A 17,533-nucleotide genomic window follows, 5' to 3' on the forward strand; every position below is an offset into this window, starting at 1 on the left:
AAAAAGATCACCCTTATGGGTGATCTTTTTTCTTTTTAACCCTATCGAATGAAATTTATAACTTAAGAAATAATAGTTATATACGAGTGAAAGGGGATGCGAAATGACAGAACGTGATCGATATACAAATGAAGAAAAAGAAGCTGAGCCAAAAGAAGCTGGAAAAGAGGCTTCGATAGTCGAAAAAATTCAACAGCTTGGACAGACAAATGTACCACAGATGAATGAATCACGTATTCATTGTTTAACGATTATCGGACAAGTGGAAGGTCATGTTCAATTACCACCGCAAAATAAAACAACAAAATACGAGCATATCATTCCGCAAATTGTTGCGATTGAACAAAATCCGAAAATTGAAGGTTTGCTTTTAATATTAAATACGGTTGGAGGTGACGTTGAAGCTGGGCTAGCAATTTCTGAAATGGTAGCTTCACTTTCAAAACCAACAGTATCTCTAGTTTTAGGTGGGGGACATTCCATCGGTGTACCGATTGCTGTTTCTACTGACTATTCGTTTATTGCGGAAACTGCGACGATGACAATTCATCCAATTCGTTTAACAGGTCTTGTCATAGGTGTGCCACAAACATTTGAGTATTTGGATAAGATGCAAGAAAGAGTCATTCGTTTTGTGACGAAGCACTCGAAAGTAACAGAAGATCGTTTTAAAGAGCTTATGTTTGCGAAAGGAAATTTAACGCGAGATATTGGGACGAATGTAATTGGTGGGGATGCAGTAAAGTACGGTCTTATAGATGATGTCGGCGGTATTGGAAATGCAATTCGAAAATTAAACGAATTAATAGATGTTCGTGCGGAAGATAGTACAGAAGGGACAATGCTACAATGATTTTATATACAATTATGCCAGAGCAACTTGTGTATCCGGCCGATTATTCACAATGTGAAAGTCAAAAAGTTGTAAATATAAATGGTGTGGAATTAATGGTTTCTGAAGAGGAACATGGATGTTATTCTATTGTACGTGTGCTAAGTACGGACCCACTTCACTATTTAGAGTTTGAGCCCGGTCAGAAAATAACCTTTTAGCAAAAAGAAGGATTTTGTTTAGAAGCTATGGTATAATATAAAAAACAAGACGGTTGAGCAGCCATGAGTAGGCTGCTTTCTTCTGTTTATTTAGCATTTTACAAGAAGTGTAAAAATAGAAGATATAAAGACCTGGAAAATAGAGAAAACAGACATATAAATAGAGCATTTTGAGGGGAGCTTTATTTATATGTAGAACGCGAGGTGAAGAAATGGCAAAACAAAAGCAAAGAGGGACGAAGGCAAAGGCAAGGCGTACGATAAAGCCAACTTTGTATTATGAAATTGTCGGTTTAACTCTTTTTGCACTTTCAATCATTACGATTTTACAGCTAGGCGTTGTAGGAAAATCGTTTGTGTTATTTTTTCGCTTCTTCTTTGGTGAGTGGTACATAATTGGTGTGTTAGGTGTAATAGCTTTATCGGTTTCCTTTGTTATAAAACGCGGATGGCCGAACCTTTTAAATAAACGATTAATTGGATTTTATTTAATTGTATTGGCGATATTAATGTTTAGTCATATTACATTATTTAACCTTCTTACAAAAGATGGAGCAGTGCAAAATACTTCTGTTATTGTGAGTACGAAAGATAACTTCTTTCTTGAAATGAAAAAGGGGCCAGATAGCGTTCATTTAGGTGGTGGTATGTTTGGTGCGCTTATGTTCGCAACATGTTACTTCTTATTTGACGAAGTAGGAGCTTATATCATTGGTATTATTCTAGTTATTCTCGGTATACTTTGTATAACAAATAAGCATATTGGAGAAGTGTTAGCGCCAGTTGGTAGAATTCTTAGAAGTCAATTTCAAGTGATGCAAGGGGATTATAAAGATTGGAGAGCTAAAAGAACGGCTGAACAAACAGAAAAGAAAAAAACAACAAGAAGCACAAGAAGCAAACGTGCTGCAGAACAAGAAGAAATTATTGAGCCGATGGAAGAAATCTCAATTGATCCTCCGATTATTTCGAATTTCACTGAGAATTATCCTGTAAATGAAGAAGAGGATAAACGAATTGAAGTAGAGCAAGAAGATTTGATTACTTCACCGTTTATTGAAGAGACTCCGCCAATTGAAGAGCCAAAGAAAAAGCGTGGAGAAAAAATTGTTGAATCGTTAGAGAGTGAAGCGCAAGCACCTCCTATGCAATTTTCCAATGTAGAAAATAAAGATTACAAGCTTCCTTCACTTGATATATTAAAATTTCCAAAGAATAAGCAAGTTACAAATGAAAATGCGGAAATTTATGAGAATGCTCGTAAATTAGAACGTACATTCCAAAGTTTCGGAGTGAAAGCGAAAGTAACAAAAGTACATAGAGGTCCTGCAGTTACAAAATATGAAGTGTATCCTGATATGGGGGTAAAGGTAAGCAAAATTGTCAGTTTAAGTGATGATTTAGCCCTTGCTTTAGCTGCCAAGGACATTCGTATTGAAGCGCCAATTCCCGGGAAATCAGCTGTAGGGATCGAAGTTCCGAACTCAGAAGTTTCGATGGTAACGCTGAGGGAAGTTCTTGATTCTAAGGCTAATAATCATCCGGAAGAGAAGTTGTTAATTGGTCTTGGTCGAGATATTACAGGTGAAGCTGTACTAGCCCGTTTAAATAAAATGCCCCATTTACTCGTAGCTGGTGCGACAGGTAGCGGGAAAAGTGTATGTATTAACGGTATTATTGTTAGTATTTTAATGCGTGCAAAACCACATGAAGTAAAATTAATGATGATTGACCCGAAAATGGTAGAGTTAAATGTATATAATGGTGTGCCTCATTTGTTAACGCCAGTTGTAACTGATCCGAAGAAAGCATCGCAAGCATTGAAAAAAGTTGTGAGTGAAATGGAACGTCGTTATGAATTGTTTGCTCATAGTGGTACACGTAACATTGAAGGATACAACGATTATATAAAAGAGCATAATAGTCAATCAGAAGCGAAACAACCCGAATTACCTTATATTGTAGTAATTGTGGACGAGTTAGCAGATTTAATGATGGTTGCTTCGTCTGATGTAGAAGATGCGATTATGCGTCTAGCACAAATGGCTCGTGCTGCTGGTATTCATTTAATTATTGCAACGCAACGTCCGTCAGTTGACGTTATTACGGGTGTTATTAAAGCAAATATTCCATCACGTATTGCATTCGCTGTATCTTCTCAAACAGATTCTCGTACAATTCTTGACGGTGGTGGTGCAGAGAAGCTATTAGGTCGTGGAGACATGCTGTTTATACCAATTGGTGCATCGAAACCTGTACGTGTACAAGGTGCATTTTTATCAGATGATGAAGTTGAGAGAGTTGTAGAATATGTTATTGGACAGCAAAAAGCACAATATCAAGAAGATATGATTCCGCAAGATGTTCCTGATACGAAGCAGGAAGTAGAAGATGAATTATATGATGAAGCGGTTCAACTTGTAGTGGAAATGCAAACAGCATCTGTTTCTATGTTACAACGTAGGTTTAGAGTAGGTTATACGCGAGCTGCTCGCCTAATTGATGCAATGGAAATGAATGGTGTAGTAGGTCCGTATGAAGGTAGTAAACCGAGAGAAGTGCTCATTAATGATGTACAAGAAAAAAGTTCTTAAAAAAAGCCTAATTGTTTTTACAATTAGGCTTTTTTATATAGTGTTTTTGTTATATACTATACTCAGCAATAAAGAAAGGGCTTACATTTAGGGGTGCTCTTTAGAATACGAATACTTTGATTATGTTTTATGTAAATGTTCGATATTTAATGCAGAAAAATGTTGGATTTTGTTGACACGTATGAGAGCAAGTGGTAAGATTACTTCGAAAAGAATCACTGCCTCATATAATCTTGGAGATAAGGTCCATAAGTTTCTACCTGGCAACCATGAATTGCTAGACTATGAGGGGAAAAGTGTGTAACAAAGGATGTAAAGGATCTTTGTGCCGAACTTTTTCTCGAAATGAGGAATGTTTATGGTGCAAAGTTTTTTTTATGCAATAAAGAGTGAAAATTTCATTAAAAAAAATTATTATTATTTATTCGACAATTACGCTTATTTTGGTGTTTAGTCATTTGTACTATGTTGTAAGTTGAAAAAAGAGAAAAGAAGTCTTACATCAGAGGTCGAATAATTGAAATGCGGGGGAGTCTTATGTCAGTAAAATCCGATAGTCGTCACCTATATCTACGGGTGATTGATCACATCAAAGAAAAAATTAAAGATGGGGCTTATAAAGAACGACAAAAGTTACCATCAGAGTTTGATTTAGCGAAAGAACTTGGCGTAAGTAGAGCGACTTTAAGGGAAGCGTTGCGTATTTTAGAAGAAGAAAATGTTGTCATTCGTAGACATGGTGTAGGGACATTTGTAAATGCAAAGCCATTATTTTCTTCTGGAATAGAACAACTTTCTAGTATTACAGATATGATTTCTAGTGTGGGGAAAACACCAGGAACAATCTTTTTATCATCATCTACTACAACTTTAACAGAAGAGGAAAAAGAGAAGTTTAATAGTGAAGATGGTTTTAATGCAGTGATGATTGAACGCGTGCGTACAGCAGATGGGGAACCTGTTGTGTATTGTATCGATAAACTTGCAAAAGAAATATTGCCAGATTTATCGGGTTACAATGAGGAATCATTATTAACGGTGATACATAATAACACACATAAGCGCATAACATATGCGGTTGCCCACATTGAGCCAATTGGCTATCACCCTAAAATCTCACCGATTTTAGAATGTGAGCCTGAAACAGCACTGCTTGTATTAAAACAAATGCACTATGATCAAAATGATGAGCCAATCTTATATTCTATCAATTACTTTAGAGCTGATAAATTTAGCTTCCACGTATTAAGAAAGCGTATGTAGGTAAATTCCTTTTTAGGGAGGTGACAGCAAGAAGTAAGGAACAGCAGCGTAAGAATAAATAAATATATATCATTTTTGGAGGGGTTTCTAGTATGAAGAAAAAAGCAGGCCTTTTATTATCATTAACATTAGCAGCAAGTACAGTTTTAGGTGCATGTGGTAACTCGGATAAGGCGAGCAGTGACAAGAAAGACACGAAAGACAATAAAGACTTCAAGGTTGGTCTTGTAACGGATGTTGGGGGCGTTGATGATAAGTCATTCAACCAATCTTCTTGGGAAGGGTTACAAAAGTTTGGTAAAGATAATGGTTTAAAAGAAAAGACAAATTATCGTTACCTTCAGTCTGAAAAAGAGGCTGATTATATTCCGAATTTAAAAAAATTCTCGAAAGATAAATATGATTTAACATTCGGAATTGGTTATAAATTAGAGGGTGCAATTAAAGAAGTAGCAAAAGAATCGTCAAAACAACAATTTGCAATCGTAGATACTGTTGTAGATGCACCGAACGTAACGAGCATTACGTTTAAAGATCATGAAGGATCATTCCTTGTAGGTGCGGTAGCAGCTATGTCAACAAAATCGAATAAAGTAGGATTTGTTGGTGGAATGAAAAGTGATTTAATTAGTAAATTTGAAAATGGATTTAAAGCTGGTGCAAAGGCAGTAAATCCAAACATTGAAATCGTATCTGAATATGCAGAAGCATTCGATAAGCCTGAAAAAGGTACAGTTCTTGCTTCAGCAATGTATGGTCAAGGCGTAGACGTAATTTATCATGCTGCTGGTGGTACAGGTAACGGTGTGTTCACAGAAGCGAAAAACCGTAAGAAAAAAGGTGAAAATGTTTGGGTAATCGGTGTTGACCGTGACCAACATCAAGAAGGTATGCCTGAAAATGTAACATTAACTTCAATGATTAAACGTGTTGATGTAGCAGTAGAAAAAGTAGCTAAAGAAGCAAAAGATGGGAATTTAAAAGGTGGGAAAATTGAAGAGTTTGGCTTAAAAGATGACGGTATTGGTATTTCAAAAACAACTGATAACGTGAAAAAAGTTAACCCTGAAATTTTAACAAAAGTAGAAGAGCTTGAAAAGAAAATTACAGCCGGTGAAATTAAAGTGCCAGCTACAGATAAAGAGTATAAAGAATACGAAGCTTCTCTAAAAAAATAAATAGAGAAATAGCAAAGGTTAGTTCATAGAACTAACCTTTGTATGTATAAAACTTCCGAATTGCTTAATAAGTTAATAGTGTAATAGGGAATGTTCCCTGTTAAAAGGAGGAACACAATGGAATACGTAATTGAGATGAATAACATTACGAAAGTATTCCCAGGCATTGTAGCGAATGATGATATTACGCTGCAAGTAAAGCAGGGTGAGATACATGCTTTACTTGGAGAAAATGGTGCAGGGAAATCCACATTGATGAATGTACTATTTGGTTTGTACCAACCAGAGCAGGGTGAAATTAAAATTAAAGGTAAACCTGTAAAAATTACAAATCCGAATATAGCAAATGACCTTGGTATTGGAATGGTCCATCAACACTTTATGCTTGTTCATAATTTTACAGTTACAGAGAATATTATTCTCGGAAATGAACCGAAGAAAAAAGGGAAAATTGCTGTTGAGGATGCTGCTAAAGAAATTCAAAAACTGTCTGAACAATACGGTTTGGCTGTAGATCCATATGCGAAAATACAGGATATTTCAGTTGGTATGCAACAGCGTGTGGAGATTTTGAAAACTCTTTACCGCGGTGCAGAAATTTTAATATTTGATGAACCGACAGCTGTGTTAACACCACAAGAAATTCATGAGCTAATTCAAATTATGAAAAAGCTTGTACAAGAAGGAAAATCTATTGTTCTTATTACACATAAGTTGAAAGAAATTATGGAAGTTTGCGATCGTTGTACGATTATTCGTAAAGGAAAAGGGATTGGAACGGTTGACGTTGCAAATACGGATGAAAATAAACTTGCAGAATTAATGGTCGGACGTCAAGTGAATTTTAAAACAGAAAAAATAGACGCGAAGCCAAAAGAAGATGTACTTTCAATTGCAAACCTTGTTGTTCACGATGCACGTCAACTACCTGCTGTAAAAGGCCTTGACTTAACTGTTCGTGCGGGGGAAATTGTTGGGATTGCAGGGATTGATGGAAACGGACAAAGTGAATTAATAGAAGCGATTACTGGTTTACGAAAAGTTGAGTCAGGTTCTATTGCAATTAAAGGAAAAGAAATAACAAATTGGCCTGTTAGAAGAATAACAGAAGAAGGAATTGGTCATATTCCAGAAGATCGTCATAAACACGGACTCGTTCTTGATTTTTCTGTTAGAGATAATATAGTTCTTCAAACGTACTATAAAAATCCGTTTTCAAAGAAAGGGATTTTAAATTTTAGCAAAATTACAGAAAAAGCAAAGGCTCTTATTGAACAGTTTGATGTACGTACACCTAGTGAGCAAACGTTAGCACGCGCTCTATCTGGGGGGAATCAACAAAAAGCAATTATTGCACGTGAAGTAGACCGAAATCCAGATTTATTAATTGCGGCACAGCCAACACGTGGTTTAGATGTAGGAGCAATTGAATTTATTCATAAGAGATTAATAGAGCAAAGGGATAAAGGAAAAGGTGTATTACTTTTATCATTAGAGTTAGATGAAATCTTAAATGTTAGCGATCGAATTGCTGTTATTTATGAAGGGGAAATTGTAGCAATAGTTGATGCGAAAGAAACGAATGAACAACAGCTTGGATTGTTAATGGCTGGAGGAACAAAGAAGGAGCAGGTGGGTACAAATGGCTAAAAAACTTTTAACAGAACGAACGATAAATATTTTAGTCCCAGTACTATCCGTTATTTTCGGCTTACTTGTAGGAGCGATTGTAATGCTAGTTAGTGGCTATGATCCAATTGTTGGTTATAGTGCACTTTGGACAGGAATGTTCGGCAGCGCAAGTGCGATTGGTGAAACGCTCCGTACAATGATACCGCTTATTCTTGCTGGCTTATCGGTCGCGTTTGCATTTCGTACAGGTTTATTTAATATCGGGGTAGAGGGTCAATTGTTAGTTGGTTGGCTTGCAGCGGTTTGGTTCGGTTATGCAGTCTCACTACCAGCGTTCCTTCATATTCCATTATCGATTTTATTTGCCGCATTGGTGGGCGGAATTTGGGGCTTCATTCCGGGATATTTAAAAGGGAAGTTTCAAGTGAATGAAGTTATTGTAACTATTATGATGAACTATATTGCGTTGTATGTAACGTATGACATCATTAAGCGTTTCTTACATGCGGGTAATGACAAAACGTATGATATTAAAGAGAGTGCGTCACTATCTTCAGACTGGCTTGCTTCTATTACTGACGGTTCACGTCTACACTGGGGAATTATTGTAGCAATTTTAATCGCTATTTTAATGTGGTTCTTATTAGATCGAACAACTTTAGGTTACGAATTAAAGTCTGTAGGATTTAATCAGCATGCTTCTCAATATGCAGGTATGAAAGTTTCTCGTAATGTAGTATTCTCTATGACAATTGCTGGTGCATTTGCGGGGATTGGTGGAGCGATGGAAGGATTAGGGACATTCCAGAGTATGACAGCGATGTCTTCGTTTACAGGAGTAGGATTTGATGGGATTGCCGTAGCATTACTTGGAGGGAATAATCCGTTTGGTATAATCCTTTCAGCTTTATTATTTGGTGGTTTGAAAAGTGCTTCCCCTCAAATGAACTTTGAGGCAGATGTACCGTCAGAGCTTATTAATGTAATTATTGCATGTATCATCTTCTTTGTTGCATGTAGTTATGTGTTAAGATGGGCGCTTACACGCATGAGCAAGGAGGGGAAATAAATGAGCTTTTTAGATATATTAGCCATTCTTGTGACGGGTACGTTATATACATCGGCACCTATCATTTTCACAGCACTAGGTGGTGTATTTAGTGAACGATCGGGTGTTGTAAATATCGGATTAGAAGGACTAATGCTATTTGGTGCATTTATTGGAGTTGTTACAAACTTATTAATGGGTGATACTTGGGGAACGATGACTCCATGGATTGCGTTATTATTTGCGGCAATTGGTAGTGGGTTATTTGCATTACTTCATGCGGTAGCTTCTATTACATTCCGAGCAGATCAAGTTGTAAGTGGTGTAGCCATTAACTTCTTATCTCTTGGTTTAACAGTATTTGCAATTAAGAAGATTTTTGATAAAGGGCAGACTGACTTTATTCAGTATCGTATTGAAAAGATTGATATTCCAGGCCTTTCGGATATTCCGGTTTTAGGGAAAATATTTTTCTCGAACGTACCAATAACGTCGTATATTGCCATTATTTTAGCATTCGTTGTTTGGTATGTTATTTATAAAACACCGTTCGGTCTTCGTCTACGTGCTGTTGGTGAACACCCAATGGCAGCGGATACGATGGGGATTAATGTATATAAAATGCGTTATATTGGAGTCTGTATTTCAGGAGTGTTTGCTGGAATCGGTGGAGCGATTTTTGCAATGTCAATTTCTAATAACTTCTCAGGGGCAACTATTACAGGACAAGGTTTCTTAGCTTTAGCTGCTATGATTTTTGGGAAGTGGAATCCACTAGGCGCATTAGGTGCAGCTCTATTCTTTGGTTTTGCGCAATCTCTAAGTGTAACGGGCGGAACAATTCCTGTATTAGATCAAATTCCAAGTGTTTTATTAACGATATTACCATATGTATTCACAATATTAGCGCTTGTTGGTTTTGTAGGTCGTTCTGAAGCTCCGAAAGCATTAGGAACTCCTTATGAAAAAGGAAAACGATAAGTATTTTATAAGTATAAAAAAGCTCGCACATTAGTGTGGGCTTTTTTACATAGAATATATTTAATACGGAATTTTACTATGTTCCTTACATATTAAAGTTTTTAGAAAGAATCATATGTAAGCATAATAAGGGAGAAAAGTTGATTTTTTATTTCTAAAAACTGTATATTGAAGAGGAATATTCCTATATACGTAAAGGAGGGCTATAAATGAAACTAATGGAACAACAACTACATGAGTTAGATGGTTTGCGCGTACATATTATTCCGACTGATAAATATAAAACGAATACCTTTGTATTTCGTTTTAAAGCGCCTTTAAATGAGGAGACGGTGACAGAGCGTACCTTATTGCCATACGTATTGCAAAGTGCGACAGAAAAATTACCTTCTGTAATTCGTCTTCGTCAATATTTAGAAGAATTATACGGATCTTCTTTAGCGGTAGATGTAAGTAAAAAAGGGGAAGACCATATTATCTCCATTTATGTAGACATTGCAAATGAAGTTTACTTACATGATGCACCACCGTTATTTGAAAAAGCGCTTTCTATGTTGTCAGATATTGTGTTACATCCAGCAACGGAGGGCAACGGTTTCCTATCTTCTATCGTAGAAAGTGAAAAAAGAGCACTGTTACAGAGAATTGAAGCCACTTATGACGATAAAATGCGTTATGCAAACGAGCGTTTAATTGAAGAAATGTGCAAAGTAGAACCGTATCGTTTAAGTGCAAATGGAAAAAAAGAGAGTGTTATGTCTATTACAAATGAAAGTCTGTATCAATATTATCAAAAGGTGTTAGCGGAAGATGAAATGGATCTATATATTATTGGTGATATTTCAGAAAACGCCGTTGATCTTGTAAGTAAGTATTTTTCTATTTCAGCTCGTCCAGTGAGAGAAAGAAATGTACTCCTTCATAGACGAAATAATGAAGAAAAAGAAGTTGTTGAAAAACAAGAATTAAAACAAAGTAAATTACACATCGGTTATCGTACATTTGTCACATATAAAGATGAAGATTATTTTGCATTGCAATTGTTCAATGGATTGTTTGGTGGCTTTTCTCATTCGAAGTTATTCGTAAATGTGCGTGAAAAAAATAGTTTAGCGTACTATGCAGCATCGCGCTTTGAAAGTCATAAAGGTTTATTATTTGTTATGTCAGGAATTGAAGCGAAAAATTATGAAAAAGCAGTTGAGATTATTAAAGAACAAATGCTTGCGATGCAAAACGGAGAGTTTTCTGAAGAAGAAATACATCAAACAAAAAGTGTCATCCAAAATCAAATATTAGAGGCAATTGATACACCACGTGGCTTTGTAGAAATGCTATATCATGGTATTATTTCAGATCGTACACGTCCAGTTGAAGAATGGCTTACAGGTATAGAAAGTGTGACAAAAGAAGAAATTGTAAAAGTTGCTAAAAATATTGAACTAGATACAATTTACTTTTTACAAGGAACGGAGGGAGAGTAAGTGGAGAAAATTGTTTATGAGCAATTAAAAGAAACACTCTATTATGAAAAACTTCCTAATGGATTAGATGTATATGTTTTACCGAAACAAGGATTTAATAAAACATTTGCAACGTTTACGACGAAATATGGTTCTGTAGATAATACATTTGTACCATTAGGGAAAGAAGAAATGATTCGTGTGCCAGATGGGATTGCACATTTTCTTGAGCATAAATTATTTGAAAAAGAAGATCATGATGCTTTCCAATTGTTTAGTAAACAAGGAGCATCGGCAAATGCTTTTACATCCTTCACACGAACAGCTTACCTTTTTTCAGGTACTTCAAACGTAGAACAAAATTTAAATACATTGCTAAACTTCGTACAAGAGCCCTATTTCTCTGAAAAAACGGTTGAAAAAGAGAAGGGGATTATTGGGCAAGAAATTCAAATGTATCAAGATAACCCAGATTGGCGTTTGTACTTTGGGTTAATTGATAGCTTATTTGTAAAACACCCAATTAAAATTGATATTGCGGGGACAATCGAATCTATTAGTAAAATTACGAAAGATTTATTATATGAATGTTATGAAACATTTTATCATCCGAGCAATATGTTATTATTTGTTGTGGGTGCAATTGATCCAGAGAAAACAATGGATTTAGTACGTGAAAATCAAGCGAAAAAAGATTATAAAAACCAGCCAGAAATTGTGCGTTCATTTGAAGAAGAACCAAATGAGGTAAATGAAAAGAAAAAAATTATTTCAATGCCTGTGCAAACACCGAAATGTTTAGTTGGTATTAAAGCGACTAATTTAAAAGAAAAGGGGCAAGCGCTTTTAAAACAAGAAATTGCGCTTACGTTACTTTTAGATTATTTATTTGGAAAAAGTTCTGTTCATTACGAAGCTTTATATAATGAAGGACTTATTGATGATTCATTCTCGTATGACTATACAGAAGAAAATAACTTCGGTTTTGCAATGGTTGGTGGTGATACGAAACAACCTGATGCATTGGCAGATCGTTTAAAAGATATTTTATTAAAAACAGATTATGATCAATTAGATGCGGCGGCATTAGAACGAGTGAAGAAAAAGAAAATTGGTGGTTTTTTACGCTCGTTAAATTCACCAGAATATATTGCAAATCAATTTACACGATACGCGTTTAATGAATCTAGCCTATTTGATGCATTGACTGTATTAGAAGGACTAACCGTTCAAGACTTACAAGAAGTAGCGGGATTATTGTTATCAGAAGAAAAAATGAGTGTTTGTCAGGTGTTACCGAAAAAATAAAATTTTAAAGATACCCTCATCTTATCATTGAAAAATTGTAAGATGAGGGTATTATTTAGTTGTGTGAAAATTGAACTTGTAGAGATAAGAGAGGGAATTTATGAAAAAGTATGCGTTAGTAACTGGAGGGAGCGGAGGGATTGGCTCTGCTATTTCGAAACAATTAATTCAAGATGGATATACAGTTTATGTTCATTACAATAACAGTGAAGAAAAGGTATTGGAATTGCAGAAGGCATGGGGAGAAGTTATCCCTGTTCAAGCTAATTTAGCTTCTAGTGATGGAGCAGAACGATTGTGGGGACAAATTGAACATCCTATTGATGTTATTGTATACGCAGCTGGGAAGAGTATTTTTGGACTAGTAACAGATGTAACAAACGATGAATTGGATTATATGGTAGAACTTCAAGTGAAGAACGTATATAAATTACTTTCTATGGCACTTCCGCCTATGATCGGGAGAAGAAGTGGTAATATTGTAATTGTTTCATCTATATGGGGACAAATAGGGGCTTCTTGTGAAGTACTTTATTCAATGGTAAAAGGGGCGCAAAATTCATATGTGAAAGCTTTAGCGAAAGAAGTTTCTTTAAGTGGATTACGTGTGAATGCAGTAGCACCAGGAGCAATTGAAACGGAAATGTTAAGTGTTTTTTCTGAAGAAGATAAAATGGGAATTGCTGAAGATATACCATTAGGTAGAATAGGATTACCAGAAGAAGTAGCGAAAACAGTTTCATTTCTCGTATCACCAGGAGCGTCTTACATAACTGGACAAATTATCGGAGTGAATGGCGGTTGGCACTGCTAAAAAATTCTTACATAAAAAATGAATAGTTGCACAAATTAAGGATGATTTTATTACTCAATAGTGAGGTGCTTAATTATGTCAGTATTAGATAATTTTGATCAGTGGAAGAGCTTTTTAGGAGAACGTTTAGAGCAAGCGCAAGACAAAGGTTTAGATGGCGGTGCGGTATCAGATATGGCATTTCGAGTTGGCGACTATCTTGCTAATGAAGTAGAAGGACGCAATGACCAAGAGAAATTATTAGCTGAGCTTTGGAAAGTTGCTGATGAACAGGAGCAACATACAATTGCAAATTTAATGGTTAAGTTCGTACAACATAAGTAAAAGTAGAGAGGAGATTCTCCTCTCTACTTTTTTTGTATAATAATTACACAGGATAGATTATACATTTAGCTTCCCTATTAGGGTGAAATCATATAATATAGTACGTAGGTGTAAAGTAAGCAAGGGGAGTGATCTTGGATGATTGAATGGTATTTTGAATATGAAATACATAAAAACCGACCTGGCTTGCTTGGTGACGTTTCTTCGTTAATCGGTATGCTCGGCATTAATATTGTCACAATTAATGGTGTAGATAATGCACGACGTGGGTTACTTCTTATGTGTGATAATCAAGAGCAAATCTCTAGACTTGAATCAATTTTAAATACGATGGATAACATAACGGTAACGAAATATCGTCCGCCCAAGCTAAGAGATAAGCTAGCGGTTAGGCATGGTAGGTACATACAACGAGATGCAGATGATAAGAAAACATTTCGATTTGTGCGTGATGAATTAGGCTTACTTGTAGACTTTATGGCAGAAATCATGAAAAAAGAAGGCCATAAACTAATTGGGATACGCGGAATGCCTCGTGTCGGAAAAACAGAATCCATTGTTGCTGCAAGTGTTTGTGCAAATAAAAGGTGGTTATTTGTATCATCTACTCTTATTAAGCAAACTGTTCGCAGTCAATTAATTGAAGATGAGTATAGCGATGACAATATTTTCATCCTAGATGGAATTGTGTCAACGAAGCGTGCTAACGAAAGACATTGGCAGCTCGTTCGTGAAATTATGAGATTGCCTGCAACGAAAGTTGTGGAACATCCTGATGTATTTGTGAGTCAGTCAGAATACACATTGGATGATTTTGATTATATTATCGAGTTGCGTAACGATTATGATGAAGAAATACAATATAATTTAGTAGATGAAATTGAGCAAGGTACGCAAAATAATTTCTCTATGTTTGACTTTTAAAGAAATATTGAGGTGTTAGTAGTGACGGAATTGGGACAAAAGCTGAAAGAAACAAGAGAAGCGAAAGGCTTGTCTATTGATCAGCTGCATGAGATTACAAAAATTCAAAAACGCCATTTAGTGGCAATTGAAGAAGGCAATTATGATGTATTGCCAGGAGCTTTTTATGCGCGTGCATTCATTAAACAATACGCAGATGCGGTTGGATTAAATGGAGAGGAACTGCTTGTAGAACATCAGAGTACGATACCACAATCTGAAAAGCGTGAAGTTCCACAAGTATCAACGGGACAAAAAACACAAGAAACAATGCAAAAATCTTCATCATGGCCAATTGCAGATCACATGCCGAAAATCTTAGTTGCGCTGTTAGTCATCGCAGTTGGAGTGGTAATCTGGTTTGTGTTTCAAGCGTTAACTGGAAAAGATGATGAAAAAGTTCCAAGCGCTCAAAGTGAGAAAATTGAAGTTCAAAAAGCGAAAGATTCTCCGTTAGATACGAAGAAAGATGAAGTGAAAGCGGAAGAGCCAAAAAAAGAGGAACCAAAGAAAGAAGAACCAAAGAAAGAGGAGCAACCAGCACAACCAACTGGACAGCAAGAAGTGAAAGTAGTTGGAACAACTGGAAAGGTATCTACTTTGGAAATTCATAATAATAAAACATTAGAACTGGAAATTTCAGCTAAGGGTACAAGTTATGTAGATGTTAAGGATGATGCGGGTAACGAAATTCTAAACACTACAGTACAAAGCGGTCAAACAGAGAAACGCGATGTATCAACATTAAAAGAAGTACGACTTAATATTGGAAGTGCACCGAATGTTGAAATTAAACTGAATGGCCAAGTGCTTGCTTTCCCGTTAGATCCACAAAAAGAATATCACCAAAGATTGGTGATTAAAAACCAAGGGATAGAGCAACCAGCACAATAACAGTCATCGCTTCGATGACTTTTTTTCGATGAACAAATGTTTTTGATATGATGGAGGAATAGCTGTGAATTTACCAAATAAAATTACAATATCTAGAATCTTCTTAATTCCAATTTTTATGGTAATTATGTTAGCGCCCTTTGATTGGGGTTCATACAAAATTGGTGATGTTGATTTGCCAATTCAACATTTAGTGGGGGCACTTATCTTTATCATTGCTTCAGCTACAGATTGGATTGATGGACATTACGCAAGAAAGTATAATCTTGTAACGAATTTAGGGAAGTTTCTTGACCCGTTAGCTGATAAATTGCTTGTTTCGGCAGCACTTATTACATTGGTAGAGATGCAATATGTACCGGCTTGGATTGTTATTGTAATTATCAGTCGTGAGTTTGCGGTAACAGGTTTACGTCTTGTACTTGCTGGAACAGGGGAAGTAGTTGCAGCAAACCAGCTAGGAAAAATTAAGACGTGGACACAAATTATTGCAATTGCAGCATATTTATTACACGATGTACCTTTAAATTTAATCCATATTCCAGTTGCAGATATCTTCATATGGATTGCATTAATCTTTACTGTTATTTCAGGATGGGATTATTTCTGGAAAAATAGAGCTGCTTTTGTAAACTCAAAATAGAAGTTTATGGGGGAATTGGGATGAATGCTGAGATTATTGCGGTTGGAACTGAATTATTACTTGGACAAATTGCAAATACAAATGCCCAGTTTTTATCTGAAAAGTTAGCTTCAATCGGAATTAACGTGTACTATCATACTGTTGTTGGTGATAATAATAAGCGATTGCAAAAGGCGATTGAAGCTGCGGAAGAACGTGCTGATATACTTATTTTTACAGGTGGATTAGGACCAACAAAAGATGATTTAACGAAAGAAACGATAGCTGCTAGTTTAGATGAAGAGCTTGTGTATGATGAAAAGGCATTAGCCTTAATAAGTAATTACTTTAAGCGTACAGGCCGTGAATTTACGGAGAATAATAAAAAGCAAGCGCTCGTTTTAAATGGAGCAACAGTATTTGCAAATGACCACGGTATGGCGCCTGGTATGGGGGTAAATAAGAACGGAAAAGTTTATATTTTATTACCAGGGCCGCCAAAAGAAATGAAACCAATGTATGTAAGTTACGTAGAGCCTTTTTTACGTAATTTTACAACAGGAGAAAACATTTATTCTCGTGTGCTTCGTTTCTTCGGTATTGGGGAGTCCCAATTAGAGGTGAAAGTGCAAGATTTAATTGATGGACAAACAAACCCAACAATCGCCCCGTTAGCAAATGATGGAGAAGTGACATTACGTTTAACCGCTAAGCATCAAAATGTTAGCGAAGCGGAGAAATTAATTCAACATGTGGAAGATTTGATTTTAGAAAGAGTAGGAGAATTTTTCTACGGATATGACCAAGAATTTTTGCATTATAAGGCAATCGAGTTATTGAAGAGAAAAGGGTTAACTTTAGCGTGTGCAGAAAGTTTAACAGGTGGTCTTTTTGGAAATCAAGTAACTGAAAACGCTGGTGTTTCTTCTGTATTTAAAGGCGGTGTCATTTGTTATCATAATGATGTGAAGCAACATGTTTTACGTGTGCCTGAAGAAGTGTTGCATACTGATGGTGCAGTTAGTAAAGAATGTGCTCGTTATCTTGCTGAAAATGTTAAGGATGTATTAAAAGCGGATATCGGAATTAGTTTCACTGGGGTAGCAGGGCCAGATGCTTCAGAACAGAAAGAACCAGGAACAGTATTTGTTGGGCTTTCGATTAAGGATGAACCAACTGTAGTCTTTCCTCTTAATTTAAGCGGAAGTCGTCAACAAATTAGAGAACGAACAGCAAAATATGGATTTTATCATTTATATAAAAAGCTAGAAGAGATATAAGTTTCTTCTAGTTTTTTTTACGGTTAAATTTAGATATTATTTGATAGAAAATAAAAAATCGAATAAATGTTCGATTTTTGTTGGCAAATTGAATTGAAAATAGGTATAATAAGATT

The 17,533-nt window shown here is 35.9% G+C and carries 16 protein-coding genes and 1 riboswitch; all 16 genes read left to right on the plus strand.

Going from position 1 to position 17,533, the window contains the following annotated elements; genetic code table 11:
* The first annotated feature begins 103 nt into the window (after window positions 1-103).
* The 16 genes from tepA to cinA all read left to right on the plus strand — a co-directional run bounded on the left by tepA (window position 104) and on the right by cinA (window position 17,417).
* Entirely contained in the window at window positions 104-853 is a 750-nt protein-coding gene (gene tepA, locus QCI79_RS21830; RefSeq protein ID WP_000139806.1) for a translocation-enhancing protein TepA, read from the plus strand.
* Complete coding sequence (locus tag QCI79_RS21835) at window positions 850-1,053, plus strand: YlzJ-like family protein (RefSeq protein WP_000605020.1); 204 nt, start codon at window positions 850-852, stop codon at window positions 1,051-1,053. Before tepA ends, QCI79_RS21835 begins: the two co-directional genes overlap by 4 nt.
* A gap of 212 nt (window positions 1,054-1,265) precedes the next feature.
* Window positions 1,266-3,647 carry a DNA translocase FtsK gene (locus QCI79_RS21840; protein ID WP_001118777.1) on the plus strand — a complete coding sequence of 794 codons (2,382 nt, stop codon included), beginning with the start codon at window positions 1,266-1,268 and terminating at the stop codon, window positions 3,645-3,647.
* 203 nt (window positions 3,648-3,850) lie between these two features.
* A riboswitch (purine riboswitch) is annotated at window positions 3,851-3,952 on the plus strand.
* Window positions 3,953-4,184: 232 nt separating this feature from the next.
* Complete coding sequence (locus tag QCI79_RS21845; RefSeq protein WP_000114182.1) at window positions 4,185-4,910, plus strand: GntR family transcriptional regulator; 726 nt, start codon at window positions 4,185-4,187, stop codon at window positions 4,908-4,910.
* Window positions 4,911-5,002: 92 nt separating this feature from the next.
* On the plus strand, window positions 5,003-6,088 hold the full coding sequence (locus tag QCI79_RS21850) for a BMP family lipoprotein (RefSeq protein ID WP_000725771.1): 1,086 nt from the start codon (window positions 5,003-5,005) through the stop codon (window positions 6,086-6,088).
* A gap of 117 nt (window positions 6,089-6,205) precedes the next feature.
* The gene (locus QCI79_RS21855; RefSeq protein WP_000456906.1) at window positions 6,206-7,738 is read left to right on the plus strand and encodes an ABC transporter ATP-binding protein; all 1,533 of its coding nucleotides are present in this window, start codon (window positions 6,206-6,208) and stop codon (window positions 7,736-7,738) included.
* Complete coding sequence (locus QCI79_RS21860; RefSeq protein ID WP_001085254.1) at window positions 7,731-8,789, plus strand: ABC transporter permease; 1,059 nt, start codon at window positions 7,731-7,733, stop codon at window positions 8,787-8,789. The genes QCI79_RS21855 and QCI79_RS21860 overlap by 8 nt, the downstream gene beginning before the upstream one ends.
* Window positions 8,790-9,749 (plus strand): ABC transporter permease, encoded by a 960-nt coding sequence (locus QCI79_RS21865; RefSeq protein ID WP_000008857.1) that lies wholly within the window; start codon window positions 8,790-8,792, stop codon window positions 9,747-9,749.
* A gap of 209 nt (window positions 9,750-9,958) precedes the next feature.
* The gene (gene yfmF, locus QCI79_RS21870; protein WP_021727562.1) at window positions 9,959-11,233 is read left to right on the plus strand and encodes an EF-P 5-aminopentanol modification-associated protein YfmF; all 1,275 of its coding nucleotides are present in this window, start codon (window positions 9,959-9,961) and stop codon (window positions 11,231-11,233) included.
* Window positions 11,234-12,520: an EF-P 5-aminopentanol modification-associated protein YfmH gene (gene yfmH / locus QCI79_RS21875; protein ID WP_000411982.1), complete on the plus strand. Its 1,287-nt coding sequence runs from the start codon at window positions 11,234-11,236 to the stop codon at window positions 12,518-12,520.
* A gap of 100 nt (window positions 12,521-12,620) precedes the next feature.
* On the plus strand, window positions 12,621-13,334 hold the full coding sequence (gene ymfI, locus QCI79_RS21880) for an elongation factor P 5-aminopentanone reductase (RefSeq protein WP_000759607.1): 714 nt from the start codon (window positions 12,621-12,623) through the stop codon (window positions 13,332-13,334).
* A 75-nt stretch (window positions 13,335-13,409) separates the two neighbouring features.
* A complete protein-coding gene (locus tag QCI79_RS21885) occupies window positions 13,410-13,658 on the plus strand; it encodes a DUF3243 domain-containing protein (RefSeq protein ID WP_000114450.1) in 249 nt (82 codons plus the stop codon).
* 138 nt (window positions 13,659-13,796) lie between these two features.
* Entirely contained in the window at window positions 13,797-14,582 is a 786-nt protein-coding gene (locus tag QCI79_RS21890) for a DUF3388 domain-containing protein (protein ID WP_000574107.1), read from the plus strand.
* Window positions 14,583-14,603: 21 nt separating this feature from the next.
* The gene (locus QCI79_RS21895) at window positions 14,604-15,515 is read left to right on the plus strand and encodes a helix-turn-helix domain-containing protein (RefSeq protein ID WP_000137491.1); all 912 of its coding nucleotides are present in this window, start codon (window positions 14,604-14,606) and stop codon (window positions 15,513-15,515) included.
* Window positions 15,516-15,579: 64 nt separating this feature from the next.
* Window positions 15,580-16,158, plus strand: a complete 579-nt coding sequence (pgsA, locus tag QCI79_RS21900) for a CDP-diacylglycerol--glycerol-3-phosphate 3-phosphatidyltransferase (RefSeq protein ID WP_001052967.1) — start codon at window positions 15,580-15,582, stop codon at window positions 16,156-16,158.
* A gap of 20 nt (window positions 16,159-16,178) precedes the next feature.
* Window positions 16,179-17,417 carry a competence/damage-inducible protein CinA gene (gene cinA / locus QCI79_RS21905; RefSeq protein WP_000990688.1) on the plus strand — a complete coding sequence of 413 codons (1,239 nt, stop codon included), beginning with the start codon at window positions 16,179-16,181 and terminating at the stop codon, window positions 17,415-17,417.
* Window positions 17,418-17,533 lie beyond the last annotated feature (116 nt).

Source organism: Bacillus cereus group sp. MG1 (assembly GCF_040460035.1).
GTDB lineage: Bacteria > Bacillota > Bacilli > Bacillales > Bacillaceae_G > Bacillus_A > Bacillus_A cereus.

Coding starts and splice junctions, on each gene's coding strand:
- tepA (WP_000139806.1), top strand. CDS start 104: ATGACAGAACGTGATCGATATACAAATGAAGAAAAAGAAGCTGAGCCA.
- QCI79_RS21835 (WP_000605020.1), top strand. CDS start 850: ATGATTTTATATACAATTATGCCAGAGCAACTTGTGTATCCGGCCGAT.
- QCI79_RS21840 (WP_001118777.1), top strand. CDS start 1,266: ATGGCAAAACAAAAGCAAAGAGGGACGAAGGCAAAGGCAAGGCGTACG.
- QCI79_RS21845 (WP_000114182.1), top strand. CDS start 4,185: ATGTCAGTAAAATCCGATAGTCGTCACCTATATCTACGGGTGATTGAT.
- QCI79_RS21850 (WP_000725771.1), top strand. CDS start 5,003: ATGAAGAAAAAAGCAGGCCTTTTATTATCATTAACATTAGCAGCAAGT.
- QCI79_RS21855 (WP_000456906.1), top strand. CDS start 6,206: ATGGAATACGTAATTGAGATGAATAACATTACGAAAGTATTCCCAGGC.
- QCI79_RS21860 (WP_001085254.1), top strand. CDS start 7,731: ATGGCTAAAAAACTTTTAACAGAACGAACGATAAATATTTTAGTCCCA.
- QCI79_RS21865 (WP_000008857.1), top strand. CDS start 8,790: ATGAGCTTTTTAGATATATTAGCCATTCTTGTGACGGGTACGTTATAT.
- yfmF (WP_021727562.1), top strand. CDS start 9,959: ATGAAACTAATGGAACAACAACTACATGAGTTAGATGGTTTGCGCGTA.
- ymfI (WP_000759607.1), top strand. CDS start 12,621: ATGAAAAAGTATGCGTTAGTAACTGGAGGGAGCGGAGGGATTGGCTCT.
- QCI79_RS21885 (WP_000114450.1), top strand. CDS start 13,410: ATGTCAGTATTAGATAATTTTGATCAGTGGAAGAGCTTTTTAGGAGAA.
- QCI79_RS21890 (WP_000574107.1), top strand. CDS start 13,797: ATGATTGAATGGTATTTTGAATATGAAATACATAAAAACCGACCTGGC.
- cinA (WP_000990688.1), top strand. CDS start 16,179: ATGAATGCTGAGATTATTGCGGTTGGAACTGAATTATTACTTGGACAA.